Below are 20,704 nucleotides of genomic sequence, written 5' to 3'. Positions count from 1 at the left end.
GCTGCTGCGCTGCCAGGATGTGCCGCCATGCTCGATGCACCGCGTTTGCGCTACCACTGTCCGTACGAGCTGCAATTTGAGGCCCGCCTGTATCAGGACATGGCCATTGTGGAGGGGCTGCGCGGCTTTGTCGTGCTGGAGCGCCAGGCCGGTGCGGATGCTGGCGCGCTGCAGTATGCCGATGAAACGCTACGGGCCGAATTCGGCCTGGGGTTGCACAAACGCTTGGTGGCGCTGCATTACACAGGCATTCCCGCTCCCGTTTTCTGCGAACGCGACGAAACCCAAAACAGCCCGGTCGCTGCGATGGCCCGCCCCGGCCCGCGTCCGCAGCCGCTGATTGATCCCGATGCGCCCGTGCAAACCAATCTGCGCCTGGGTGACGGTCCTTGGCCTAACTAAAAGAAAGAAGCGGAAGCGCGCCCCATCTGCTGCTTTGAATAAGGGTTCAAAAGGAGGCGGAAGGGCAAAAGATTGTCCATATAATTGCAAAAGTTTGCGAAAACCTTGAAGGAGACGTTGAGATGGCTGAATGTGCCGCGCAGGCGTCGTCTGAAGTGGAATTCGCAAGTTTTCCTGATGAGGATGGAGTCGAGACAACACCGCCCCCATTGACTGCCCAGCAGGCGCAGCAATGGCGCAAGAACCACCGGTCTCTGTCGCTGACAGGCACGCTGCTGATGCAGATGACTGCCGGCGCGTTTGTGAGCTTGTTGGTCTGGGCGCTGACGCAATCGCGCAGTGCGGCTGGATCAGTCGCATATGGCAGCGCGGCGGTAGTGTTGCCGGCAGCGCTGTTTGCCTTTGGCACAACGGGCCTGTGGCGGTCGCAGGCCCCGCTGGCGGGCGTGTCGCTTCTTCGTCTTTTTGTCTGGGAAGGTGCCAAGATTGCGCTAACGGTAGCCATGTTGTGCATGGCGCCCCGGCTGCTGGGATCGCAACTTGACTGGCTGGCGCTGCTGGCTGGTTTCGTGCTGGTGATCAAGTCGTACTGGTTATCTCTTTGGTGGCAGTCGGCGCGCCGGAAAGCGATGTCTTAAAGGGCATGAGAAAACAAGGTTTGTGACGGATCAACATGGCTTCTGAAACTGTTGGGCACGCGCCATCAGCTGGGCAATACATCCAGCATCACTTGCATCATCTGCAAAGCAATTTCTCTTTTGAGGCCGCCTCGCAAAAGAGCATTGTCGATTTCAGTCTCTTCAATGTCGATTCGTTGATTTGGTCTATTGTTTGTGGCGCACTCGGTTGCTGGCTGTTGTGGCTGGGGGCGCGAAAGGCTACTTCTGGTGTTCCGGGCCGCTTTCAGGCGGCTGTCGAAATACTGGCTGAAATGGTTGAGAATCAGGCGAAAGGCGTGATTCATAATGCCAAGAGCCGTAAACTGGTTTCTCCCCTGGCGCTTACCGTGTTTGTCTGGATTTTCATGATGAATGCCATGGATATGCTGCCAGTTGACTGGATACCCGCCATGTGGCATTCGGCAGGCCCGGCGATGGGTTACAAGGATTACATGCGCGTCGTTCCAACAGCCGATCTTTCTACCACGCTGGGTCTGTCAGTCAGCGTTCTTCTTGTTTGCCTGTTCTATAACGTAAAAATCAAGGGCGTGGGCGGCTGGGCGCATGAGCTGGTAGCAGCGCCGTTTGGCGACAAGGTATTTTTGTATCCAATCAACTTCGTGATGCAGATTATCGAATTCATCGCCAAGACGGTTTCGCATGGCATGCGGCTGTTTGGCAATATGTTCGCGGGCGAACTGGTGTTCATGCTGGTGGCTTTGATGGGCGGTGCGTGGGCGTGGCAGTTCAATCCCGTTTCCGGTGGTTTCTGGCTGGCGGTAGGACACGTGATTGCGGGTTCCGCTTGGGCTATCTTTCATATTTTGGTGATTACCCTGCAGGCGTTCATCTTCATGATGCTGACGTTAATTTATGTGGGGCAGGCGCACGACTCGCACTGAGTCTCAACGATTTCCTTTTTCTTTTCCTTTTCTTATCAGGAGCAATCATGGAAAACATTCTCGGCCTCGTCGCTTTGGCTTGTGGATTTATTGTGGGCCTGGGCGCCATTGGCGCCTCTATTGGCATTGCGCTCATGGGCGGCAAGTTTCTTGAATCCTCTGCCCGTCAGCCCGAACTGATGAATGAGCTGCAAACCAAAATGTTCATTTTGGCAGGGCTGATTGACGCCGCTTTTCTGATTGGCGTCGCTGTTGCTCTGTTGTTCGCATTTGCCAATCCTTTCCAGATCGCCGCTTGACCGGTTCTCCCTTTCCGGGATGAAAGGAGTTGAACCGTGAATATCAACGCGACCCTGTTTCTGCAGGCCGTTGTTTTTGCGATCCTGGTTTGGTTCACGATGAAGTTCGTGTGGCCGCCGATCACAAAAGCGCTGGACGAACGTGCCCAGAAAATTGCCGACGGACTGGCCGCCGCCGATAAGGCAAAAACCGAGTTGGCTGCCGCCAATCAACGTGTCGAGAAAGAGCTGGCTGCTTCGCGCAATGAAACGACGCAACGCTTGGCAGATGCCGATCGCCGGGCGCAAGCCATCATAGAAGAGGCCAAAGCCAGGGCGGCAGAAGAAAGCAACAAAATCCTGGCTGCCGCCAAAGCTGAAGCCGAGCAACAGGCCGTCCGTGTGCGCGAGGCTTTGCGGGAAGATGTGGCCGCATTGGCAGTCAAGGGGGCGGAGCAAATCCTGCGCAAAGAGGTGAATGCCAGCGTTCATGCGGATTTGTTGAATCGCCTGAAGGCTGAGCTGTGATCTGAAAAGCGAGGAGTGCTCATGGCTGAACTAGCCACTATTGCGCGTCCGTATGCGGAAGCGTTGTTTCAGGCGGAGCGGTCAGATTTATCTGCGGCTCAGGAGTGGCTTGATGCATTGGCTGCCGTTGCAGCTGATGGTCAGCTGCTTGAGTTCGCAGCTGATCCGCGTGTCGATGCGCAGCAGGTTTTTCAGCTTGTGTTGGGGTTGCTTCCCAAAGCCTTGCCTGAGCGCGGAGCAAATTTTCTGCGCGTAGTCATTAACAACGAACGTTTGGCAGCGCTGCCGGAAGTGGCGCGACAGTTCCGTGCGCTGACCAGCAGTGTGACGGGAGAGGTCGATGCAGTTGTTTACAGCGCATTTCCTATTGCCGAGCCGGATCTGAAGGCGCTCAAATTAACACTCGAAAAACGCTTTGGCTGCCAATTGCGGCTACGAGTAGAGCAAATGCCGGATTTGATTGGCGGCATCCGAGTCAAGGTGGGCGACGAAGTGCTTGACACCTCAGTGCGCGCACGCTTGCAGCAAATGAAGATGGCCCTTTCCGCCTGACGGCGCAAGCGGACCGATAACCCAATGAACAAAGGAAAGAGTCATGCAGCTCAATCCAGCCGAAATTTCTGAACTTATCAAAAGCCGTATTGAAGGGCTGGGCGTTGGCTCCGAAATTCGCAACCAAGGCACAGTAGTCTCTGTCACTGATGGCATTGTTCGCATTCATGGCCTCTCCGATGCCATGCAGGGCGAGATGCTGGAGTTTCCCGTGGCGCCTGATGGCCAAGCCACTTTTGGTTTGGCGCTGAATCTGGAACGCGATTCCGTTGGCGCCGTGATCTTGGGGGGCTATGAACATATTTCGGAGGGTGATACCGTCAAATGCACGGGACGCATTCTGGAAGTGCCCGTGGGACCTGAATTGATTGGACGCGTGGTCAATGCGCTGGGGCAGCCAATTGACGGTAAAGGTCCAATCGACGCCAAATTGACGGACGTTATTGAAAAAGTGGCTCCTGGCGTGATTGCGCGTCAGAGCGTCAGTCAGCCTGTTCAATCTGGCTTGAAAGCGATTGATTCCATGGTGCCTGTGGGACGCGGTCAGCGCGAACTGATTATTGGCGACCGCCAGACTGGTAAAACGGCCGTAGCCATTGATGCCATCATCAATCAGAAAGGTCAGAATATGACCTGCGTGTATGTGGCGATTGGGCAAAAGGCGTCCAGCATCAAGAATGTGGTGCGCGCGCTTGAACAGGCCGGAGCCATGGAATACACCATCGTGGTGGCAGCGTCAGCTTCTGAATCTGCCGCCATGCAGTATGTGGCCGCGTATTCTGGCTGCACCATGGGCGAATATTTCCGTGATCGCGGACAGGATGCGCTGATTGTTTATGACGATTTGTCCAAGCAGGCCGTGGCTTATCGTCAGGTTTCCCTCTTGTTGCGCCGCCCGCCTGGGCGCGAGGCCTTCCCGGGCGATGTGTTTTATCTGCATAGCCGTTTGCTCGAGCGCGCAGCCCGTGTGAATGCGGACTATGTTGAGGCTTTCACCAAAGGGGAAGTGAAAGGCAAAACGGGGTCTCTGACTGCTTTGCCCATTATTGAAACGCAGGCGGGTGACGTGTCTGCCTTTGTTCCGACAAATGTGATTTCGATCACGGATGGGCAAATTTTCCTTGAAACTAATTTGTTCAACGCTGGCATCCGTCCTGCCATCAATGCGGGTATCTCCGTTTCTCGTGTGGGCGGCGCGGCGCAAACCAACTGGATTAAAGGTTTGTCGGGCGGTATCCGCACCAATCTGGCGCAATATCGCGAATTGGCGGCGTTTGCCCAGTTTGCCTCTGACCTGGACGAGGCGACTCGCAAGCAGTTGGATCGTGGTGCACGGGTGACTGAATTGCTCAAGCAGCCCCAATATAGCCCTCTGCCTATCAGTCTGATGGGAGCTTCGCTTTTCGCCGTGAACAATAATTTCATGGACGATGTGGACGTCAAAAAAGTATTGGCGTTTGAAAGCGGCTTGCACGCTTATCTGAAAGATAAGCATGCTGCATTGCTTGAAACCATTGAAAAGAACGGCGCCAAATGGGATGCCAAGCCTGCCAAAGACTCTGATAGCGACGAGAAAAAGGCGTTCAAGAAGCTGTGCATTGATGCAGAAGCCGAATTGAGTGCGGCCATTCAGGCGTTCAAGAAAACCTTTGCCTGACCAGGCTGGGCCTGATACAAGGAAGCAGCAATGGCAGTTGGCAAGGAAATACGCGGCAAGATCAAATCGGTGGAAAACACCAAAAAGATCACTAAGGCCATGGAAATGGTGGCCGCCAGCAAGATGCGCAAAGCGCAGGACCGCATGCGTGCGGCGCGCCCTTACGCGGAGAAGGTGCGCAATATAGCCATTAATCTGGGGCAGGCGCATCCAGATTATGTGCACCCTTTTATGCAAATCAATAAGGCTTCCGCTGTGGGGCTGATCGTTGTCACGACTGACAAAGGGTTGTGCGGCGGTCTGAATACCAATGTCATGCGTCTGATCACGGGCAAGCTGCGCGAGCTTCAAAGTGAGGGCGTTGCTGCGCAAGCCGTGGCTATTGGCAATAAAGGCCTGGGCTTTCTAAATCGCATTGGGGCGCCTGTGGTGGCGCAGGTTACTCAACTGGGCGATACGCCTCATCTCGAGAAGCTTATTGGCCCAGTAAAAGTGCTGTTGGATCAGTACGCAGCGGGTGAATTGCAGGCGGTCCATATTGCCTATACGCGCTTCATTAATACCATGAAGCAGGAAGCGGTGGTTGAGCAATTGCTGCCCCTGTCAGCCGAACGAATGCAGCAGCAGGCGCGCGACAGCAATGTGCGCAATATCAATTGGGATTACATCTACGAGCCTGATGCCCAGTCCGTGATTGACGATCTGCTCGTTCGCTACGTTGAGGCGCTGGTTTATCAATCCGTCGCTGAAAACATGGCGTCCGAGCAGTCCGCCCGCATGGTCGCCATGAAAGCGGCAACAGACAACGCGGGCAATGTCATCAATGAATTGAAGCTGGTCTACAACAAGACGCGCCAGGCGGCCATTACGACCGAGCTGACTGAAATCGTGGCAGGCGCAGCAGCCGTTTGATTTCGGGAAAGCCCCGTACCGCATCTATATAAAGAAATTCAGTATTGGAGCAAATATGGCCCAAGTTCAAGGAAAAATTGTTCAGTGCATCGGTGCTGTCGTGGACGTCGAGTTTCCGCGCACGCACATGCCCAAGGTGTATGACGCCCTCAAGATGGAGGGTTCTGCGCTGACGCTTGAAGTTCAGCAGCAGCTGGGTGACGGCATCGTCCGCACCATCGCGCTGGGATCGTCTGACGGCCTGCGCCGTGGCATGGTGGTTAGCAATACCAGCCACCCCATTACGGTGCCTGTAGGCAAAGCCACGCTGGGCCGCATCATGGATGTGCTGGGCAATCCCATCGACGAGCGAGGCCCCATCGAACAGACGATGACGGCCTCCATTCACCGCAAGGCGCCTGCCTATGACGAGCTTTCGCCTTCACAGGAAGTGCTGGAAACGGGCATCAAGGTGATTGACTTGGTTTGCCCCTTTGCCAAGGGTGGCAAGGTGGGTTTGTTCGGCGGTGCGGGCGTGGGCAAAACCGTGAACATGATGGAGCTCATCAACAACATTGCCAAGGCGCACTCCGGCTTGTCGGTGTTTGCTGGCGTGGGCGAACGCACCCGCGAAGGCAATGACTTCTATCACGAAATGTCCGACGCGGGCGTGGTCAATCAGCAGAACCTGGGCGAGTCCAAGGTTTCGATGGTGTACGGCCAGATGAACGAACCGCCCGGCAACCGCCTGCGCGTGGCGCTGACAGGGCTGACCATTGCCGAATCCTTCCGCGACGAAGGGCGTGACGTGCTGTTTTTCGTGGACAACATCTACCGCTACACCCTGGCGGGAACGGAAGTGTCCGCCCTGCTGGGCCGCATGCCTTCCGCCGTGGGCTATCAGCCAACACTGGCCGAAGAAATGGGGCGCCTGCAAGAGCGCATCACCTCCACCAAAGTGGGGTCCATCACGTCCATCCAGGCGGTGTATGTGCCAGCGGATGACTTGACCGACCCGTCGCCCGCCACCACGTTTGCCCACCTGGATTCCACGGTGGTGCTGTCGCGCGACATTGCCGCGCTGGGTATTTACCCCGCAGTTGATCCGCTGGATTCCACCAGCCGCCAGCTGGATCCGCTTGTTGTGGGCGAAGAGCATTACAACGTGGCGCGCCAGGTGCAGGGCACGCTGCAACGCTACAAGGAGCTGCGCGACATCATTGCCATTTTGGGTATGGACGAACTCAGCCCTGAAGACAAGCTGGCCGTGGCCCGCGCCCGCAAGATTCAGCGCTTTTTGTCCCAGCCATTCCACGTGGCGGAAGTGTTCACGGGATCGCCCGGCAAATATGTGCCACTGAAAGAAACCATTCGCGGCTTCAAAATGATCGTCAATGGCGAGTGCGACCATTTGCCTGAGCAGGCGTTCTACATGGTTGGCACGATTGACGAGGCGATGGAAAAGGCCCAGAAGATCTGATTTCCTGCCGGAAATCCAGCGACTGGCGCGGGTGCGTGGCGCAAGAAAGGGCAAAGCCCTGGCTTGCGGCCAGATAGCCCGCGCCCCAGCACAGGAGCAAGCATGGCTGAAACCTTTCATGTCGATGTGGTCAGCGCGGAAGAGTCCATCTTTTCCGGCACGGCTACTTTCGTGGCGCTACCGGGCGAATTGGGAGAGCTGGGCATCTATCCCCGTCATACGCCGTTGATCAGCCGCATCCGGCCGGGGTCGGTGCGCATTCACACCAGCAAAGGGGAAGAATTCATTTTCGTGGCAGGCGGCATTCTGGAAGTGCAACCCGATCGCGTGACGGTGCTGTCCGACACGGCCATTCGCGGAAAAGACCTGGACGACAAAAAAGTCCAGGCCGCCAAAAAAGAAGCGGAAGAAAACCTGCGCAATGCCAAGAGTGAAATCGATATGGCCCGCGCCACATCCGAGTTGGCGGTATTGGCCGCTGAAATTGCGGCCCTGCGCAAGTACCGTCAAAAACGTTGATTCTGTTTGAAAATAAGCCAGGCGTCGATATCAATCAAATAATGCGCGCTGTTCGATGGAGTCTTTTCATTCGGTGCGTGCGACTCAATCCTTGCGTTAATGTGAACAGATCGAGATTCGATGCCAAATGGCTTATATAAACGATAAGGCCCCGCATTTTATGCGGGGCTTTTTATTTGTAAACGAAATATGCTTGTCCAGCAGGTGAGATTGGCGCAAGAATTTTGTTTAATACGAACGCCATGAGGCACCGCTTTGGGATCTGCAAGCTATTTTTCGCGCAGGCGTAAAATGACCGGGGCAGATGTTTTGCGGGAGAATGCGGCAAGCATGTCTTGCCGCTCATGATTCACGAAGAACGCTTTGGGAAAATAATTCGATTTATCGGAAAATACATGCCCGTTGGTTAAAGAAAACTTGCCATGTATCATGGGAATGGGAAAAACCCTTGCGCCTTGGCCGCTGGCGGCGTTTCTGATTTCGTCTGGCATGCGCCGCGTTGGCGGATATGGCCTGTGCTAGAACCTGTTCACCGTCTGTCCGTGCGTGGCCCAGGGGCGGATCAGGATGGGTTGTGAACAGGTTTTCAGGTTTTGGAGGCTGGGATGATGAGTGATTCCGCGCAGGAAAGAGCCGCGCAGCTGCTGGTATCGGGCGGCGCGCGGCTGGGATTGAGCCTGGCTGAGGCGCGCCTGATCGTGGGCTACATGCACCCGCAGCTGGTCAATGCGGGCGAAGTGCTGATTCGCGAGGGCGAAGCTGCGGGCAGCGGCTTCATGGCCCTGGTGGTTGATGGCGAAGTTACCGTGGAAAGCGCCTCCGCCTCTGACGAAAGCGTGGTCGTCACCATTCTTGGCCCTGGCAGCCTGATTGGCGAGATGGGCTTCATTGCCGATGTGCCCCGCTCGGCCACCTGCATAGCCGCCACAGACCTGGCGCTGGCCGTGCTCACGCGCGACACGCTTTTGCAGCTCACGCAAGAGCAGCCCAAGGTGGCTGTGCATTTGCTGATGACGCTCTCGCAGCGCATGGCGGAGCATTTGCGCGAATCCAACCGCAAGCTGTCCGCGCTCATGCAGGTGACCAAGGCCATGAAGCAGGAACTCGAAGCCGTGCACAGCGTCAATAAGCGGCTTCTTGACCAGCTGGCCGCCAAAAAGCCTGCCCCGGCTTCTGCCGCCGCGCCTGTTTCAGCTCCTGCACGGGCCGGGCTGCATGGCGGCAGCTAGAAAAAGCAGCGTTTTCTCCTTCATTTCTTCTTTTATTTGGCGAAAGCTTTTCTCAAAAAGGCGCTTCATGCAAACCCTGCACACACCCAATCTCGTTATCGGCTTTGGCAAGGCTGGCAAAACGCTGGCCGCTGATTTGGCCCAGCACGGGCAGAACGTTCTCCTGGCCGAGGCATCTGCCCAGATGTACGGCGGCACCTGCATCAATGTGGGCTGCATCCCTTCCAAAAAACTCATCGCCGAGGGCGAACGCCGCGCGCTGGAAGCCGACAAGGCCGCCGTGTTCGGCGCCGCCATGCAGGCCAAAAACGGCCTCATTCCCAAACTGCGCGCCGCCAACTTCGCCAAGCTCGATGGCCTGGAACGCGCCCGCGTCATCAATGCCCGCGCCCGCTTTGAAGACGCGCACACCGTCATGTTGAGCGGCCCCGAAGGCGAGCTGCGCGTGACGGCTGATCGCATCTTCATCAACACCGGCAGCCTGCCCGTTGTGCCCCGCATCGAAGGCGTGGACGGCAAGCGCATTTACGACAGCACCGGCGCGCTCTCCCTGGCCGAGCGCCCGCAGCGCCTGCTCATCGTCGGCGGCGGCTATATCGGGCTGGAATTTGCTTTCATGTACCGCGCCTTCGGCAGCGAAGTCACCGTGCTGGATGCAGGCGAAACCTTCCTGCCGCGCGAAGACCGCGACATCGCCGCCGAAATGCAGCGCATTCTGGAGGCCAAAGGCGTGCGCCTGGTGCTGGGCGCGGCCACGCAGCGCTTTGAAGAGGGCGCGCAGCACACCACCGCCGTCACCTCCAAAGGCCGTTTTGACGCCGACGCCATCTTGCTGGCCACGGGCCGCCGCCCCAATACCGACGGCCTGGCGCTTGAGAAAGCAGGCGTGGCCGTGACCGAGCGCGGCTTCATCCAGGTGGATGAACACCTGCGCGCCGCCCCGCATATCTGGGCCATGGGCGACGTGGCGGGCAGCCCGCAGTTCACCTACATCTCGCTGGATGACTGGCGCATCGTGCGCGATCAGCTCTTTGGCCAGGGCCAGCGCAGCACGGCAGACCGCGCGCCGTTTCCCACGGCCGTCTTCACCCAGCCGCCGCTGGCGCACATCGGCATGACAGAAACCGCCGCGCGCCAGGCGGGCCGCAACATCAAAGTCGCCACGCTCAAGGCCGAGGCCATTCCGAAAGCCAAAATCCTGGGCCAGACCGACGGCCTGCTCAAGGCCGTGACCGATGCCGGCACGGGTGAAATTCTGGGCGTCACCCTGCTGTGCGCCGAATCGCACGAAATCATCAACCTCTTCAAGATGGCCATCGACCACCGCGTGCCCGCCAGCTACGTCAAAAGCCAGATCTTCACCCACCCCACCATGAGCGAGGCGCTCAACGACTTGTTTGCCAGCCTTTGAGAGACGGCGCAAGGGCTGGCCCCAGGCGGGGCAAGAGGAGCAAAACATTTGCTCCTCTATTTGGAGCATGAGGTCCTGGTGGAGATTGCGCAAGGCACTGTTTTGGCCCCTTGAATTTGCTCCTTTTTTTTAGTGGGCCGAACCTGTGGGCTGCGCGCCCGGCGCTTTTCCTGCTCCTCTTGCACAGGGCGCGGAGGGCACGCCGCCGCCGCGCGTATTCCGGACAGCCCGGGGCAGCTTCCGGAGAGCTGCGGCAGCCAGGGCCAGGGCGCTGAAGCCACGGCGGCTGCCTTTCTTGCAGACGCTTTCTGGCGCTCGCCGCCCTGCGCACCGCCGAAAATGGCGGCAAGCGCAGAAAAACAGCCCCTCCATGACCCTGATTGAACTCAAATACATCGTCGCACTGGCCCGTCACAAGCACTTTGGCAAGGCCGCCGAGGCCTGCCACGTCTCGCAGCCCACGCTATCGGTTTCCGTCAGAAAGCTGGAAGAAGAGCTGGACGTCAAAATTTTCGAGCGCGGCGCGGGAGAAGTCACCGTCACCCCGCTGGGCGAAGAAATCGTGCGCCAGGCCCAAAGCGTGCTGGAGCAGGCTAACGGGGTGCGCGAAATTGCCAAGCGCGGCAAAAACCCCCTGAGCGGCCCGCTCAAGCTCGGCGTCATTCCCACCATCGGCCCCTACCTGCTGCCCGATCTGGTGCAGCAAAACATTCGCCTCTCGCCGCAAATGCCCCTGCTGTTGCAGGAAACCTTCACCGTGCGCCTGCTGGAGATGCTGCGCACGGGCGATATCGACTGCGCCATCCTGGCCGAGCCTTTCCCTGACGCGGGCCTGGCCATCGCGCCCCTGTACGACGAGCCTTTCCTGGCCGCCGTGCCCGAATCGCATCCGCTGGCCGCGCTGCCCAGCGTGACCACCCGCCAGCTCAAGAACGAAACCATGCTTTTGCTGGGCGCAGGCCACTGCTTTCGCGACCACGTGCTCCAGGTCTGCCCCGAGCACGCCCTTTTTTCCAGCAACGCCGAGGGCATCAGCAAGAGCTTTGAAGGCTCCTCGCTCGAAACCATTCAGCACATGGTGGCCGCCGGCATGGGCATCACCCTCGTGCCCCGCATGGCCGCGCCCAAAGACTGGCAGCCGCCAAACGCATCCAACGCGCCGGACGCGCCCGCGCGAGGCCGGCGCGCGAAGGCCCACGCCGTGCGCACCAGCTTCATGCACCCCCATGTGCGCTACCTGCCCGTTGTCGCCCGCGGCGAAGGCCAGCAAGCGCCCACCCGCCGCATCGTCCTTGCCTGGCGGCGCAGCTTCACCCGTTACGAAGCCATTGCCGCCCTGCGCAACGCCATCTACGCCTGCGAGCTGCCCGGCGTCAAACGGCTGACGGCGTGAGCGGCTGCGGCCTCATTTCGCGGCCTTATTTTGCTCCTTACTTCGTAGCATGACCTCCTAGCCGAACGTGCGCAAAAGCCGTTTTTGATGGCCTTGAATTCGCTCCTCTTTTTCATGTCTTCCGCCCCGCCCGCCCCTCGCCCGCCCNCGTTGCATGAGGATAGGACATGTGTATAAAAGAAAGGTAGAGAATATGTTGTGTGAGATTGTCTATTTTTTTTTGTTGTATGACAGCAAGAGGCAGGGTTGGGGGAGGGGAGTCGGGTGGGGGGGGGGGGAAAGGGGAAAGAGGGCGGGCGCCGGGGGGTGGGTGGGTGTATTTTTGGCGGGGGGGGGGGGGGCCATGAGCGAAGCCGAATGCCGCGCGCGCTTTCTGGGCGTCACCGTGCGCAGCCAGCGCACCGTCATCGAGCGGCACACCGGCCAGCCCCTGACGGAGGCGTGGATGCAGGCTTTCTACGCCCGCCGCAATGCCGAGCTGGCCGCGCGCCTGCAAGCCGTGCCCGGCGCGCGCGAAGCCGTGCACGCCGCCCACGCCCGCACTGGCGGCCGCATCGCCTGCGCCTCCGGCGCTGACCGGCAGAAAGTGCAAATGCAGCTGGTCCAAACCGGCCTTGCGCCTTTGTTTGGCTCCGCCGTTTTCAGCGGCCACGAAATGCCCGCCAGCAAGCCCGCGCCTGACGTCTATCTGGCCGCCGCCCGCCACTTGCGCGTCAGCCCCGGGCGCTGCCTGGTCGTGGAAGACACCGTGCCCGGCATCACCGCCGGCGTGGCCGCTGGCTGCACCGTCTGGGCCTACTGCCCGCCAGACGATCCGCACGCCAGCCCGCACCCGCTGCGGGCCGCAGGCGCGTCGCGTGTGCTCGCCCACATGGGCGAGCTGGCCGTGCTGTTGCAGGCACACCGCGCGCCGCCTTTCTTCTTATCTTGAATCAAGAAAACTGCAAGCAGCGCCAGCGGCGCGCGGCGGCGTTTTCAGATGCCTGCGTGCAAGCTGCGCCGCAGGCGTGAAAAGCACGAAAAGCACGGGCTTGGGCGCTCTGGAGCCTTGCGAACGCCCTGCCGGAGCGCGAGGTTCGTGCATCCCCCTCACGGCCAGACGCTGAACAGGTTCCAAACGCCGCACTCGGGCGGCTTGCAGGCAGCTTGCGGACGCTGGATTTTTGGCGCGCATGCCCCTACACTGCGCCACCTTTTTCCAAGTCTTGTTGCAGTTTTCGGGGCTTTTCTTGACTGTTCGTGCATTTTCCCGGCCTGGCGTGCTGTGCCGCCTGCCTGTCTCCGCCCGGCGCTTCTGGGCGCTGGCGGCGGCGCTGCTCGTACTCTGGGCGGCGGCGCATCCGGCCCTGCTGAACGCAGCGGCGGGCGAGCGGGTGCTGCTGTGCACGGCGCAAGGCATGGAGTGGGTGGCCGTGGCAGGCGAAGCCCAGGACGGCGCTCCTTTCCAGCCGCTGGCCCAGTCTGCGCTTGCGGGCTGCCCGTGGTGCGTCTTCATGCAGCTGCTGCTGCCTGCGCCGCCCGCGCCTGCGGGGGCGCTGGCGCGAGCCAGCGCGGCGCGCCTGGTTCGCGTGCTGACCGCGCCCGCATGGCGGCCGCCCGTGGAGGCAGCGCGCCACCTGCGCGCCTTGCCAGGGCGCGGGCCGCCCCTTTGACGGCCTTTTTGGGCGAAGCGGGGCCGCTGGCCGCTGTGCGCCAGTCTGCGCCTCCTCTCAAACCCTCTTTTCCGCTGACTTTCCCCTGACGCTTGCTGACTGCCAGCGCGCCCTTGCGGCGGCCGCGCGGGCCTGCAAGGCATCACGCGCCTGCGCGGCATGGGCTGATGCGCCCAGGCGCGCGGCGATCCGCTTTTCCATTCCTTTTCCATTCCATTTCACAAGAGGGGCGCCGCGCGCGCCTCCGGATACCCATCATGAATTTCCATCAAACCCCCTCGCGCCTGGCTCTCAGGCCCCTGACGCTGGCGTTGGCGCTGGCCCTTCCCGCGCTGGCGGCGGCGCAGGCATCCGTGGCCGACGAGCAGGCGCAAGACCCCAAGAAGATTCAGACGCTGGAAGAAGTGCGCGTGACCGACAGCGCCGAATCGTCCGGCTACATCAGCAAAACCACCGTGGGCGGCAAAGAGCGGCTGAGCGCGCGCGAAGTGCCGCAGTCGGTTTCCGTCATCACCAGCGAGCGCGTGCGCGACCAGAACGCCGCCACGGTGACGGAGGCGCTGAACATGGTCACCGGCGTGACGGTGATCAGCAACGACATGCACCAGAGCCAGTTCCTCTCGCGCGGCTATCACATGAACGTCAGCTACGACGGCGTGCCTTCCTACAACTCGTTTTCCGGCGTGCAGCAGCTGGACATGACCATTTACGAGCGCGCCGAAGTGCTGCGCGGCCCGGCGGGCGTGTTCGCGGGCAACTCGGGCGGCGATATGGGCGGCACGGTGAATCTGGTGCGCAAGCGCGCCAAAAACGCATTTGCCTTGGAAGGCAGCGTGGGCACGGGCACCTGGCGCAACCACCAGGCCAGCGTGGACGTGACGGGGCCGTTGAACGCCGCCGGCACGCTGCGCGGCCGCGCCGTGCTGGCGCTCACCGACAAGGGCTGGTCCATCGAGCGCGCGCATACCAGCAAGCAAGTGGGCTACGCCACGCTGGATTGGGACGCCACGCCGCAAACCACCCTGTCGCTCTCCGCCGCTTACCAGCGCGACCGCCTGCGGGCGGGCATGTCGGGCCTGCCCGCATGGACTTCGGGCGGCCTGCTGAACGTGCCGCGCAGCACCAACACCTCGCCGGACTGGAACCGCAGCGGCTGGACGCACCGCATGTTCGTGGCCGACGCGCAGCACCGCTTTGCCAGCGGCTGGCAAGCCACGGCGCGCCTGATGCGGCTGGAGCAAGACCAGTTCTTTCATGACGCCTTCACCTGGTCGGGCGTGAATCCCGCCACCCATACCCTCAGCTACCGCAGCCGCTATGGCGACTACGAAAACACCCGCCATTCCGTGGATGTGTATGCCAGCGGCCCCTTCACCCTGTGGGGCCGCGAGCACCGCGCCCTGTTTGGCTACCAGAGCGAGAAGTGGGATCAGTCTTACCAGGGCTTTGGCCTGGGGCGTCAGCGCATCGTCACGGACAACGTGCCCTTTGGCCGCCACGACCTCGTGCCCGACCCGCGCCGCCCCTACACCCAGGGCGGCGATACCGACACGCGCCAAAGCGGCGTGTATGGCCAGCTTCGCCTGCGCGCGGCCGAGCCGCTGACCGTCGTGCTGGGCGGGCGCTGGAGTTGGTACAAAACGCGCAGCCGCAGCAACTGGCCCGCCACGCCCACGCCCTGGGAAGCGGGCGGCGAGCGCGTCAGCGGCCACTTCACGCCCTATGCCGCCGTGCTGTATGACATCAACCCGGTCTGGACAGCGTATGCCAGCTTTTCCGACATCTTCGCTCCGCAAGACGAGCAAACCGTCAGTGGCGAAACACTCAAGCCGCGCGAAGGCCGCCAGTTTGAACTGGGCGCCAAGGCCGGATTCATGGACGGGCGCTTGCTGCTGACGGCCTCGGTGTACGACATGCGCGATGTCAATCGCGCGCGCACCGATTTGCAAAACCCCGACTACTACGTCAATGACGGCGAAGTGCAAAGCCGGGGCTGGGACGTGGAAGTGGTGGGCCGCCCCGCGCCCGGCTGGGAAGTGCAGGCCGGTTACACGCGCCAGAACTCCAAATACACCAAAGACGCGCGCAACCAGGGCCTGAAATTCCGTTTCTGGGAGCCGCGCCACATCCTCAAGCTCTGGGGCATGCGGCACTTTGAATCCGGCCCGCTCCAGGGCCTGAGCGTGGGGCTGGGCGTCAATGCCTACAGCGCCAGCGCCTCCGAGGCCAATTCACAACGCCGCCAGGGCGGCTACGCCGTCGCCAGCCTGATGGCGCGCTACCGCATCAACAGCCACTGGGACGTGCAGCTCAACGCCAACAACCTGTTTGACCGCACCTACTACACCCGCCTGGGCGGCTTGGGCACCTACAACACCTACGGCGATCCGCGCAACTTCCAGCTCACGCTGCGCGCGCAGTTCTGAAAACCCGCTCGCAGTCCGTGGGGGCGGAAAGCATGGATGGGGTGCGGATCCGGGCGGTCTGCTGCCTCGCAGTCCATTCCGATCCGCGCCTTCGCCCCTCGCGGCCAGATCATGGGCAGGCCCTGAGCGCCCGCGCCCCGCTTGCGGGGCGTTTTTCATCTCTGAATTCGCTTCTTTATCAATAGCATGAGGTCCTAGTGGATACTGCGCAAAACGGGGTTTCTACCCCCTTGAATTTGCTCCTCCTTCTGATGCCTTCGAGGCCCCTACGCACATGAGCGCCCCCGCTTCGCGCGCGGGCGCGTGGCCCATCATCCGCGCCTACTGGGTCTCGCCCGACAGCGGGCCGGGCTGGCGGCTGCTGGCCGCCGTCATCGCGCTGGATCTGGCGCTGGTGTGGCGCGCCGCGCGCATCACCTACTGGCAAAAAGACTTCTACGACGCGCTCCAGCAGCTCAACGAAGCCGCCTTCTGGCCGCAACTGGCCGCGCTGGCCGCGCTGGCGCTCACGGGGCTGGTGCTCAACACCGCCCGCACCTGGCTGGCGCAATCGCTGGAAATGCGCTGGCGCGCCTGGATGACCGAAGAACACCTGCGCCGCTGGCTGGCGGGCAACGCCTTCTGGCGGCTGGAGCGCGATCAGGGCGATCAGGGCGATCAGGGCGATCAGGGCGAAGGCGGCGGCCATCGCGGCGGCGGCCTTGAAAACGCCGACCAGCGCGTGGCCGAAGACCTGCGCATGGTCGCCAGCGGCACGCTCACCCTGGGGCTGGGGCTGATCAGCAACTTCGTCAGCCTCTTGACCTTCTCGGCCATCGTCTGGGGCCTGTCGGGCGCACTGGCCATCACCCTTGGGGGCCAAACGCTGCAAGTGCCCGGCTACATGCTTTGGGTGGCCTTCATCTACGCGCTGGGTGGCTCGTGGGCCATTGAAAAAATCGGCGGCCGCATGGTGCAAATCGACTACCGCCAGCAGCAGGCCGAAGCCGACTTTCGCGCCGCGCTGCTGCGCATCCGCGAAAGCGCCGAACAAATCGCCCTCTACGGCGGCGAAAGCGCCGAAAGAGCGCGCCTTTCGGCCCGCTTCGCCGCCGTGCGCCGCAACTGGCGCGACATCATGAACTACACCAAGCGCATCACCATCGCCGACAACACCTACACCGAAGTCGGCGCGCTCGTGCCCTACATGCTGCAAGGCCCGCGCCTGTTCAAAGGCATCATCACCCTGGGCGACCTCACCCAGCTCATCCAAAGCTTCATGCGCGTGCGCGTGGCCCTCTCGTGGTTCATCTACAAATACAAAGACCTCGCCCTGCTACGCTCGGCCCTGGCGCGCCTGGCCGAATTTGACGCCGCCTTGCAAGCCGCCAGCGGCGCAACGGCCAGCGCCCCCCGCATCACCCGCCAGCGCGGCCCCGCCGCCAGCGGCTACGCCCTGCAAGGCGTGCAAGCCCTCGGCCCCGGCGGGCGGCCCCTCACCCCCGTGGTGAACTGGCGCATCGCCCCCGGCGAGCGCTGGATGCTGCGCGGCCCCTCCGGCGCAGGCAAAAGCACCCTGCTGCGCGCCCTGGCCGGCCTGTGGACGCACGGCCACGGCCACATCGCCACCCCGCCCGGAACCGCTGAAGCGCCCGAAACCGCTGAAACGCCCAAAACAGCCACAGCGCCCGGCGCTGCGGCAGCCCCCCGCGCCGAAACCCTCTTCGTGCCCCAGCAAAGCTACCTGCCCGCAGGCACCCTGCGCGCCTGCCTGGCCTACCCCGCCCTCGAAACCGCCTTCAGCGACGACGACTGCCAGGCCGCCCTGCGCTGGGCCTGCCTGCCCGCCCTCACGCACCGCCTGCACGAAAGCGCCCACTGGGCGCGCCAGCTCTCCCCCGGCGAGCAGCAGCGCCTGGCCTTTGCCCGCATCTGGCTGCACCGCCCCCGCTGGCTCTTTCTGGACGAAGCCACCAGCGCCCTGGACGAAGAAACCGAAGAGCGCCTCTACGCCCGCCTCACCCGCGACCTGCCCGGCCTCACCCTCGTGAGCATCGCCCACCGCAGCAGCCTGCGGCGCTTTCACGAGCACGAAATGCAGCTGTAAGGCCGCTGTGAAGCCGCCATGAAAGCCTGCTCGCGGCCAGCCCCGGGCAAGTCCCGGCACGCCTGCCAGAAGGCGTCAAAAACAGTAGCGAATTTGAGGGGGGATAAAAACCCATTCACCGCAGGTTTCATCAGGACATCATGCTATTGATGAAGGAGCTAAAAACGGCGCGCCTGCATGTCTGCGGCATGCCGGTTTCTCGGCGCTTGGGGCGGCTGTTGCGGGCATGAAAAAAGCGGGCCTCGGCCCGCTTTTTTTTCTCATGGTTCGCCAGCGTTAGTGCGCGGCGCGGCGGCTTTGCGCTTCGGCCACGGCCAGGGCGGTCATGTTGATGAGGCGGCGCACGGTGGCGCTGGGCGTGAGCACATGCACCGGCGCAGCCGCGCCCAGCAGGATGGGGCCGATGGTGACGCCATTGCCGTCGGTGGTTTTGAGCACGTTGAAGAGGATGTTGGCTGCGTCCAGGCTGGGGCAGATGAGCAGGTTGGCCTCGCCGCTCAAGGTGCTGTCGGGCACGCTGCGGGCGCGCAGCTCGGGCGAGAGCGCGGTGTCGCCGTGCATTTCGCCGTCGCATTCCACATCGGGCATCTGCTGGCGGAACAGGTCGCGCGCGGCGCGCATCTTCAGCGCCGAGGGGCGCGTGGATGAGCCGAAGTTGGAGTGCGAGAGGAAGGCGACTTTGGGCGGCAGGCCGAAGTTGCGCACTTCCTGCACGGCCAGGCGGGCGATGCTGGCGAGCAGTTCGGGGCCGGGGTCGCTGTTGATGTAGGTATCGGCAATGAACAGGGTGCGGCCGCCGGCGATGAGAGCGTTGAGCGCGGCCATGCAGGGCGCGTGCGGTTCCTTGCCGATGATGTCGCTGACGTGCTGGAAGTGCACGTCAAAGCGGCCCAGGGTGCCGCAGATCATGGCGTCGGCGTCGTTCATGCGGACCATGAGGGCGGCCAGCACGGTGGTGGAGCGGCGCACGGCGGCGCGCGCGGCTTCTTGCGTGACGCCGTTGCGCGCCATCAGGCGGTGAAATTCCTTCCACCAGGTTTCGTAGCGGCTGTCGGTTTCGGGGTCGCACACCTGCACGTCGCGCCCCACTTTCAGGCGCAGGCCGGCTCTGGCGATGCGGCGTTCAATGACGGACTGGCGGCCCACGAGCAGGGGCGTGGCCAGGCCGTCGTCCACCACGCTTTGCACGGCGCGCAGCACGCGCTCGTCTTCGCCTTCGGCATACACCACGCGTTTTTGCGCGGCGGGCACGGCCTGGGCGGCGGAGATGACGGGGCGCATGAGCATGCCGGACTGGTAGATGTAGCGCTCCAGCGAGGCGCGGTAGGCCGCGATGTCGGTGATGGGCCGCGTGGCCACGCCCGAGCGCACGGCCGCTTCGGCCACGGCGGGGGCAATGCGCAGGATCAGGCGCGGGTCAAACGGCGTGGGGATGATGTAGTCGGGGCCGAAGTTCAGTTCCTTGCCCGCGTAGGCGGCGGCCACTTCGGCGCTGGATTCGGCCTTGGCCAGCGCGGCGATTTCGCGCACGCAGGCCAGCTTCATTTCCTCGGTAATCCGGGTGGCGCCGCAGTCCAGCGCGCCACGGAAGATGTAGGGAAAGCACAGCACGTTGTTCACCTGGTTGGGGTAATCGCTGCGGCCCGTGGCGATGATGCAGTCGGGCCGCGCCAGGCGTGCTTCGGCGGGGTCGATTTCAGGGTTGGGATTGGCCAGCGCCAGGATGACGGGCTTGTCGGCCATGCTTTTGACCATGTCGGCGCTGAGCACGCCGGCGGTGGAGCAGCCCAGAAAGACGTCTGCGCCGCGCACCACGTCGGCCAGCGTGCGCGCTTCGGTTTTTTGTGCGTAGCGGGCCTTGGATTCGTCAAAGCCGCCGGGGCGGCCTTCGTAGATGACGCCTTTGGAGTCGCACACGAAGATGTTTTGCGGCTTCGCGCCCAGGCCCACCAGCACGTCCAGGCAGGCCAGCGCTGCCGCGCCCGCGCCGCTGACGGCCACTTTGGCGTCTTCAATGCGCTTGTCCACCAGCTCCAGCCCGTTGAGCAGCGCCGCGCCCGCAATGATGGCGGTGCCGTGCTGGTCGTCATGAAACACCGGAATGTTCATGCGCTCGCGCAGCTTGCGCTCGATGTAAAAGCACTCGGGCGCCTTGATGTCTTCCAGGTTCACGCCGCCCAGCGTGGGCTCCAGCGCTGCGATGATGTCCACCAGCTTGTCGGGGTCGCGCTCGGCCAGTTCGATGTCGAACACGTCGATGCCCGCGAACTTCTTGAACAGGCACCCTTTGCCTTCCATCACCGGCTTGCCCGCCAGCGGGCCGATGTCGCCCAGCCCCAGCACGGCCGTGCCGTTGGTGACCACGCCCACCAGATTGCCGCGCGCCGTGTATTCGGCCGCCAGGGTTGGATTGGCCTGAATGTCCAGGCACGGATAGGCCACGCCCGGCGAATACGCCAGCGACAAATCATGCTGGTTGGACAGCGGCTTGGTGGGCACCACGGCCACTTTGCCGCGCGTGGGCTGGCGGTGGTAGTTGCGGGCGGCGTCGCGCAGGGCGGCCTGGGCGGGAGTGAGGTCTTGCATGGTCAGTCTGCCTTTCGATTTGCTGGAATTCGGGAAGCGTTTTGAAGGGAAAG

The 20,704-nt window shown here is 62.1% G+C and carries 19 protein-coding genes; 17 read left to right on the top strand and 2 right to left on the bottom strand.

The annotated features are described in order from the left end of the window. The first annotated feature begins 27 nt into the window (after window positions 1-27). From C1720_RS04660 to C1720_RS04615, 10 genes are all read left to right on the top strand, one after another. A complete protein-coding gene (locus C1720_RS04660) occupies window positions 28-402 on the top strand; it encodes a hypothetical protein (RefSeq protein ID WP_102283394.1) in 375 nt (124 codons plus the stop codon). A 122-nt stretch (window positions 403-524) separates the two neighbouring features. After that, window positions 525-1,040, top strand: a complete 516-nt coding sequence (locus C1720_RS04655; RefSeq protein ID WP_102283393.1) for an ATP synthase subunit I — start codon at window positions 525-527, stop codon at window positions 1,038-1,040. A 35-nt stretch (window positions 1,041-1,075) separates the two neighbouring features. Next, on the top strand, window positions 1,076-1,963 hold the full coding sequence (gene atpB / locus C1720_RS04650; protein WP_102283392.1) for a F0F1 ATP synthase subunit A: 888 nt from the start codon (window positions 1,076-1,078) through the stop codon (window positions 1,961-1,963). Between the two features lie 47 nt (window positions 1,964-2,010). Then, a complete protein-coding gene (atpE, locus tag C1720_RS04645; RefSeq protein ID WP_050715348.1) occupies window positions 2,011-2,262 on the top strand; it encodes a F0F1 ATP synthase subunit C in 252 nt (83 codons plus the stop codon). Window positions 2,263-2,298: 36 nt separating this feature from the next. Then, entirely contained in the window at window positions 2,299-2,769 is a 471-nt protein-coding gene (locus tag C1720_RS04640; protein ID WP_102283391.1) for a F0F1 ATP synthase subunit B, read from the top strand. A 21-nt stretch (window positions 2,770-2,790) separates the two neighbouring features. After that, window positions 2,791-3,321, top strand: coding sequence for a F0F1 ATP synthase subunit delta (locus tag C1720_RS04635; protein ID WP_102283390.1), 531 nt, complete (start codon window positions 2,791-2,793; stop codon window positions 3,319-3,321). 43 nt (window positions 3,322-3,364) lie between these two features. Next, window positions 3,365-4,978, top strand: a complete 1,614-nt coding sequence (gene atpA / locus C1720_RS04630; RefSeq protein ID WP_102283389.1) for a F0F1 ATP synthase subunit alpha — start codon at window positions 3,365-3,367, stop codon at window positions 4,976-4,978. Between the two features lie 30 nt (window positions 4,979-5,008). Further along, window positions 5,009-5,890 carry a F0F1 ATP synthase subunit gamma gene (atpG, locus tag C1720_RS04625; RefSeq protein ID WP_050715352.1) on the top strand — a complete coding sequence of 294 codons (882 nt, stop codon included), beginning with the start codon at window positions 5,009-5,011 and terminating at the stop codon, window positions 5,888-5,890. A 55-nt stretch (window positions 5,891-5,945) separates the two neighbouring features. Beyond that, window positions 5,946-7,349, top strand: a complete 1,404-nt coding sequence (gene atpD / locus C1720_RS04620; protein ID WP_050715353.1) for a F0F1 ATP synthase subunit beta — start codon at window positions 5,946-5,948, stop codon at window positions 7,347-7,349. A 102-nt stretch (window positions 7,350-7,451) separates the two neighbouring features. After that, on the top strand, window positions 7,452-7,868 hold the full coding sequence (locus C1720_RS04615; protein WP_050715354.1) for a F0F1 ATP synthase subunit epsilon: 417 nt from the start codon (window positions 7,452-7,454) through the stop codon (window positions 7,866-7,868). Between the two features lie 269 nt (window positions 7,869-8,137). On the opposite strand, the gene C1720_RS04610 is transcribed toward C1720_RS04615, so the two are convergent. Then, the gene (locus tag C1720_RS04610; RefSeq protein ID WP_102283388.1) at window positions 8,138-8,359 is read right to left on the bottom strand and encodes a hypothetical protein; all 222 of its coding nucleotides are present in this window, start codon (window positions 8,357-8,359) and stop codon (window positions 8,138-8,140) included. Window positions 8,360-8,476: 117 nt separating this feature from the next. Here C1720_RS04610 and C1720_RS04605 point away from each other — a divergent pair, with 117 nt between their 5' ends. From C1720_RS04605 to C1720_RS04570, 7 genes are all read left to right on the top strand, one after another. Next, entirely contained in the window at window positions 8,477-9,097 is a 621-nt protein-coding gene (locus C1720_RS04605) for a cyclic nucleotide-binding domain-containing protein (RefSeq protein ID WP_158241629.1), read from the top strand. 67 nt (window positions 9,098-9,164) lie between these two features. After that, a complete protein-coding gene (locus tag C1720_RS04600; RefSeq protein WP_199170955.1) occupies window positions 9,165-10,508 on the top strand; it encodes an FAD-dependent oxidoreductase in 1,344 nt (447 codons plus the stop codon). A 370-nt stretch (window positions 10,509-10,878) separates the two neighbouring features. Continuing rightward, the gene (locus C1720_RS04595; RefSeq protein WP_102284501.1) at window positions 10,879-11,901 is read left to right on the top strand and encodes a LysR substrate-binding domain-containing protein; all 1,023 of its coding nucleotides are present in this window, start codon (window positions 10,879-10,881) and stop codon (window positions 11,899-11,901) included. Window positions 11,902-12,244: 343 nt separating this feature from the next. Next, the gene (locus C1720_RS04585) at window positions 12,245-12,832 is read left to right on the top strand and encodes an HAD family hydrolase (RefSeq protein WP_102283387.1); all 588 of its coding nucleotides are present in this window, start codon (window positions 12,245-12,247) and stop codon (window positions 12,830-12,832) included. A 298-nt stretch (window positions 12,833-13,130) separates the two neighbouring features. After that, window positions 13,131-13,553, top strand: coding sequence for a DUF2946 family protein (locus C1720_RS04580; RefSeq protein ID WP_199170954.1), 423 nt, complete (start codon window positions 13,131-13,133; stop codon window positions 13,551-13,553). Between the two features lie 257 nt (window positions 13,554-13,810). Continuing rightward, complete coding sequence (locus tag C1720_RS04575; RefSeq protein ID WP_199170953.1) at window positions 13,811-15,979, top strand: TonB-dependent siderophore receptor; 2,169 nt, start codon at window positions 13,811-13,813, stop codon at window positions 15,977-15,979. A 274-nt stretch (window positions 15,980-16,253) separates the two neighbouring features. Next, complete coding sequence (locus C1720_RS04570; RefSeq protein WP_102283385.1) at window positions 16,254-18,065, top strand: ABC transporter ATP-binding protein/permease; 1,812 nt, start codon at window positions 16,254-16,256, stop codon at window positions 18,063-18,065. 276 nt (window positions 18,066-18,341) lie between these two features. Here C1720_RS04570 and C1720_RS04565 read toward each other — a convergent pair whose 3' ends face one another. Then, on the bottom strand, window positions 18,342-20,651 hold the full coding sequence (locus tag C1720_RS04565) for an NADP-dependent malic enzyme (protein WP_102283384.1): 2,310 nt from the start codon (window positions 20,649-20,651) through the stop codon (window positions 18,342-18,344). Window positions 20,652-20,704 lie beyond the last annotated feature (53 nt).

The sequence above is a fragment of the Ottowia massiliensis genome (assembly GCF_900240305.1).
In the GTDB taxonomy this organism is placed as follows: Bacteria; Pseudomonadota; Gammaproteobacteria; order Burkholderiales; family Burkholderiaceae_C; genus Ottowia; species Ottowia massiliensis.
Note: the sequence above shows the minus strand (reverse complement) of the source record. Positions and strands in the feature narration are given on the sequence as shown.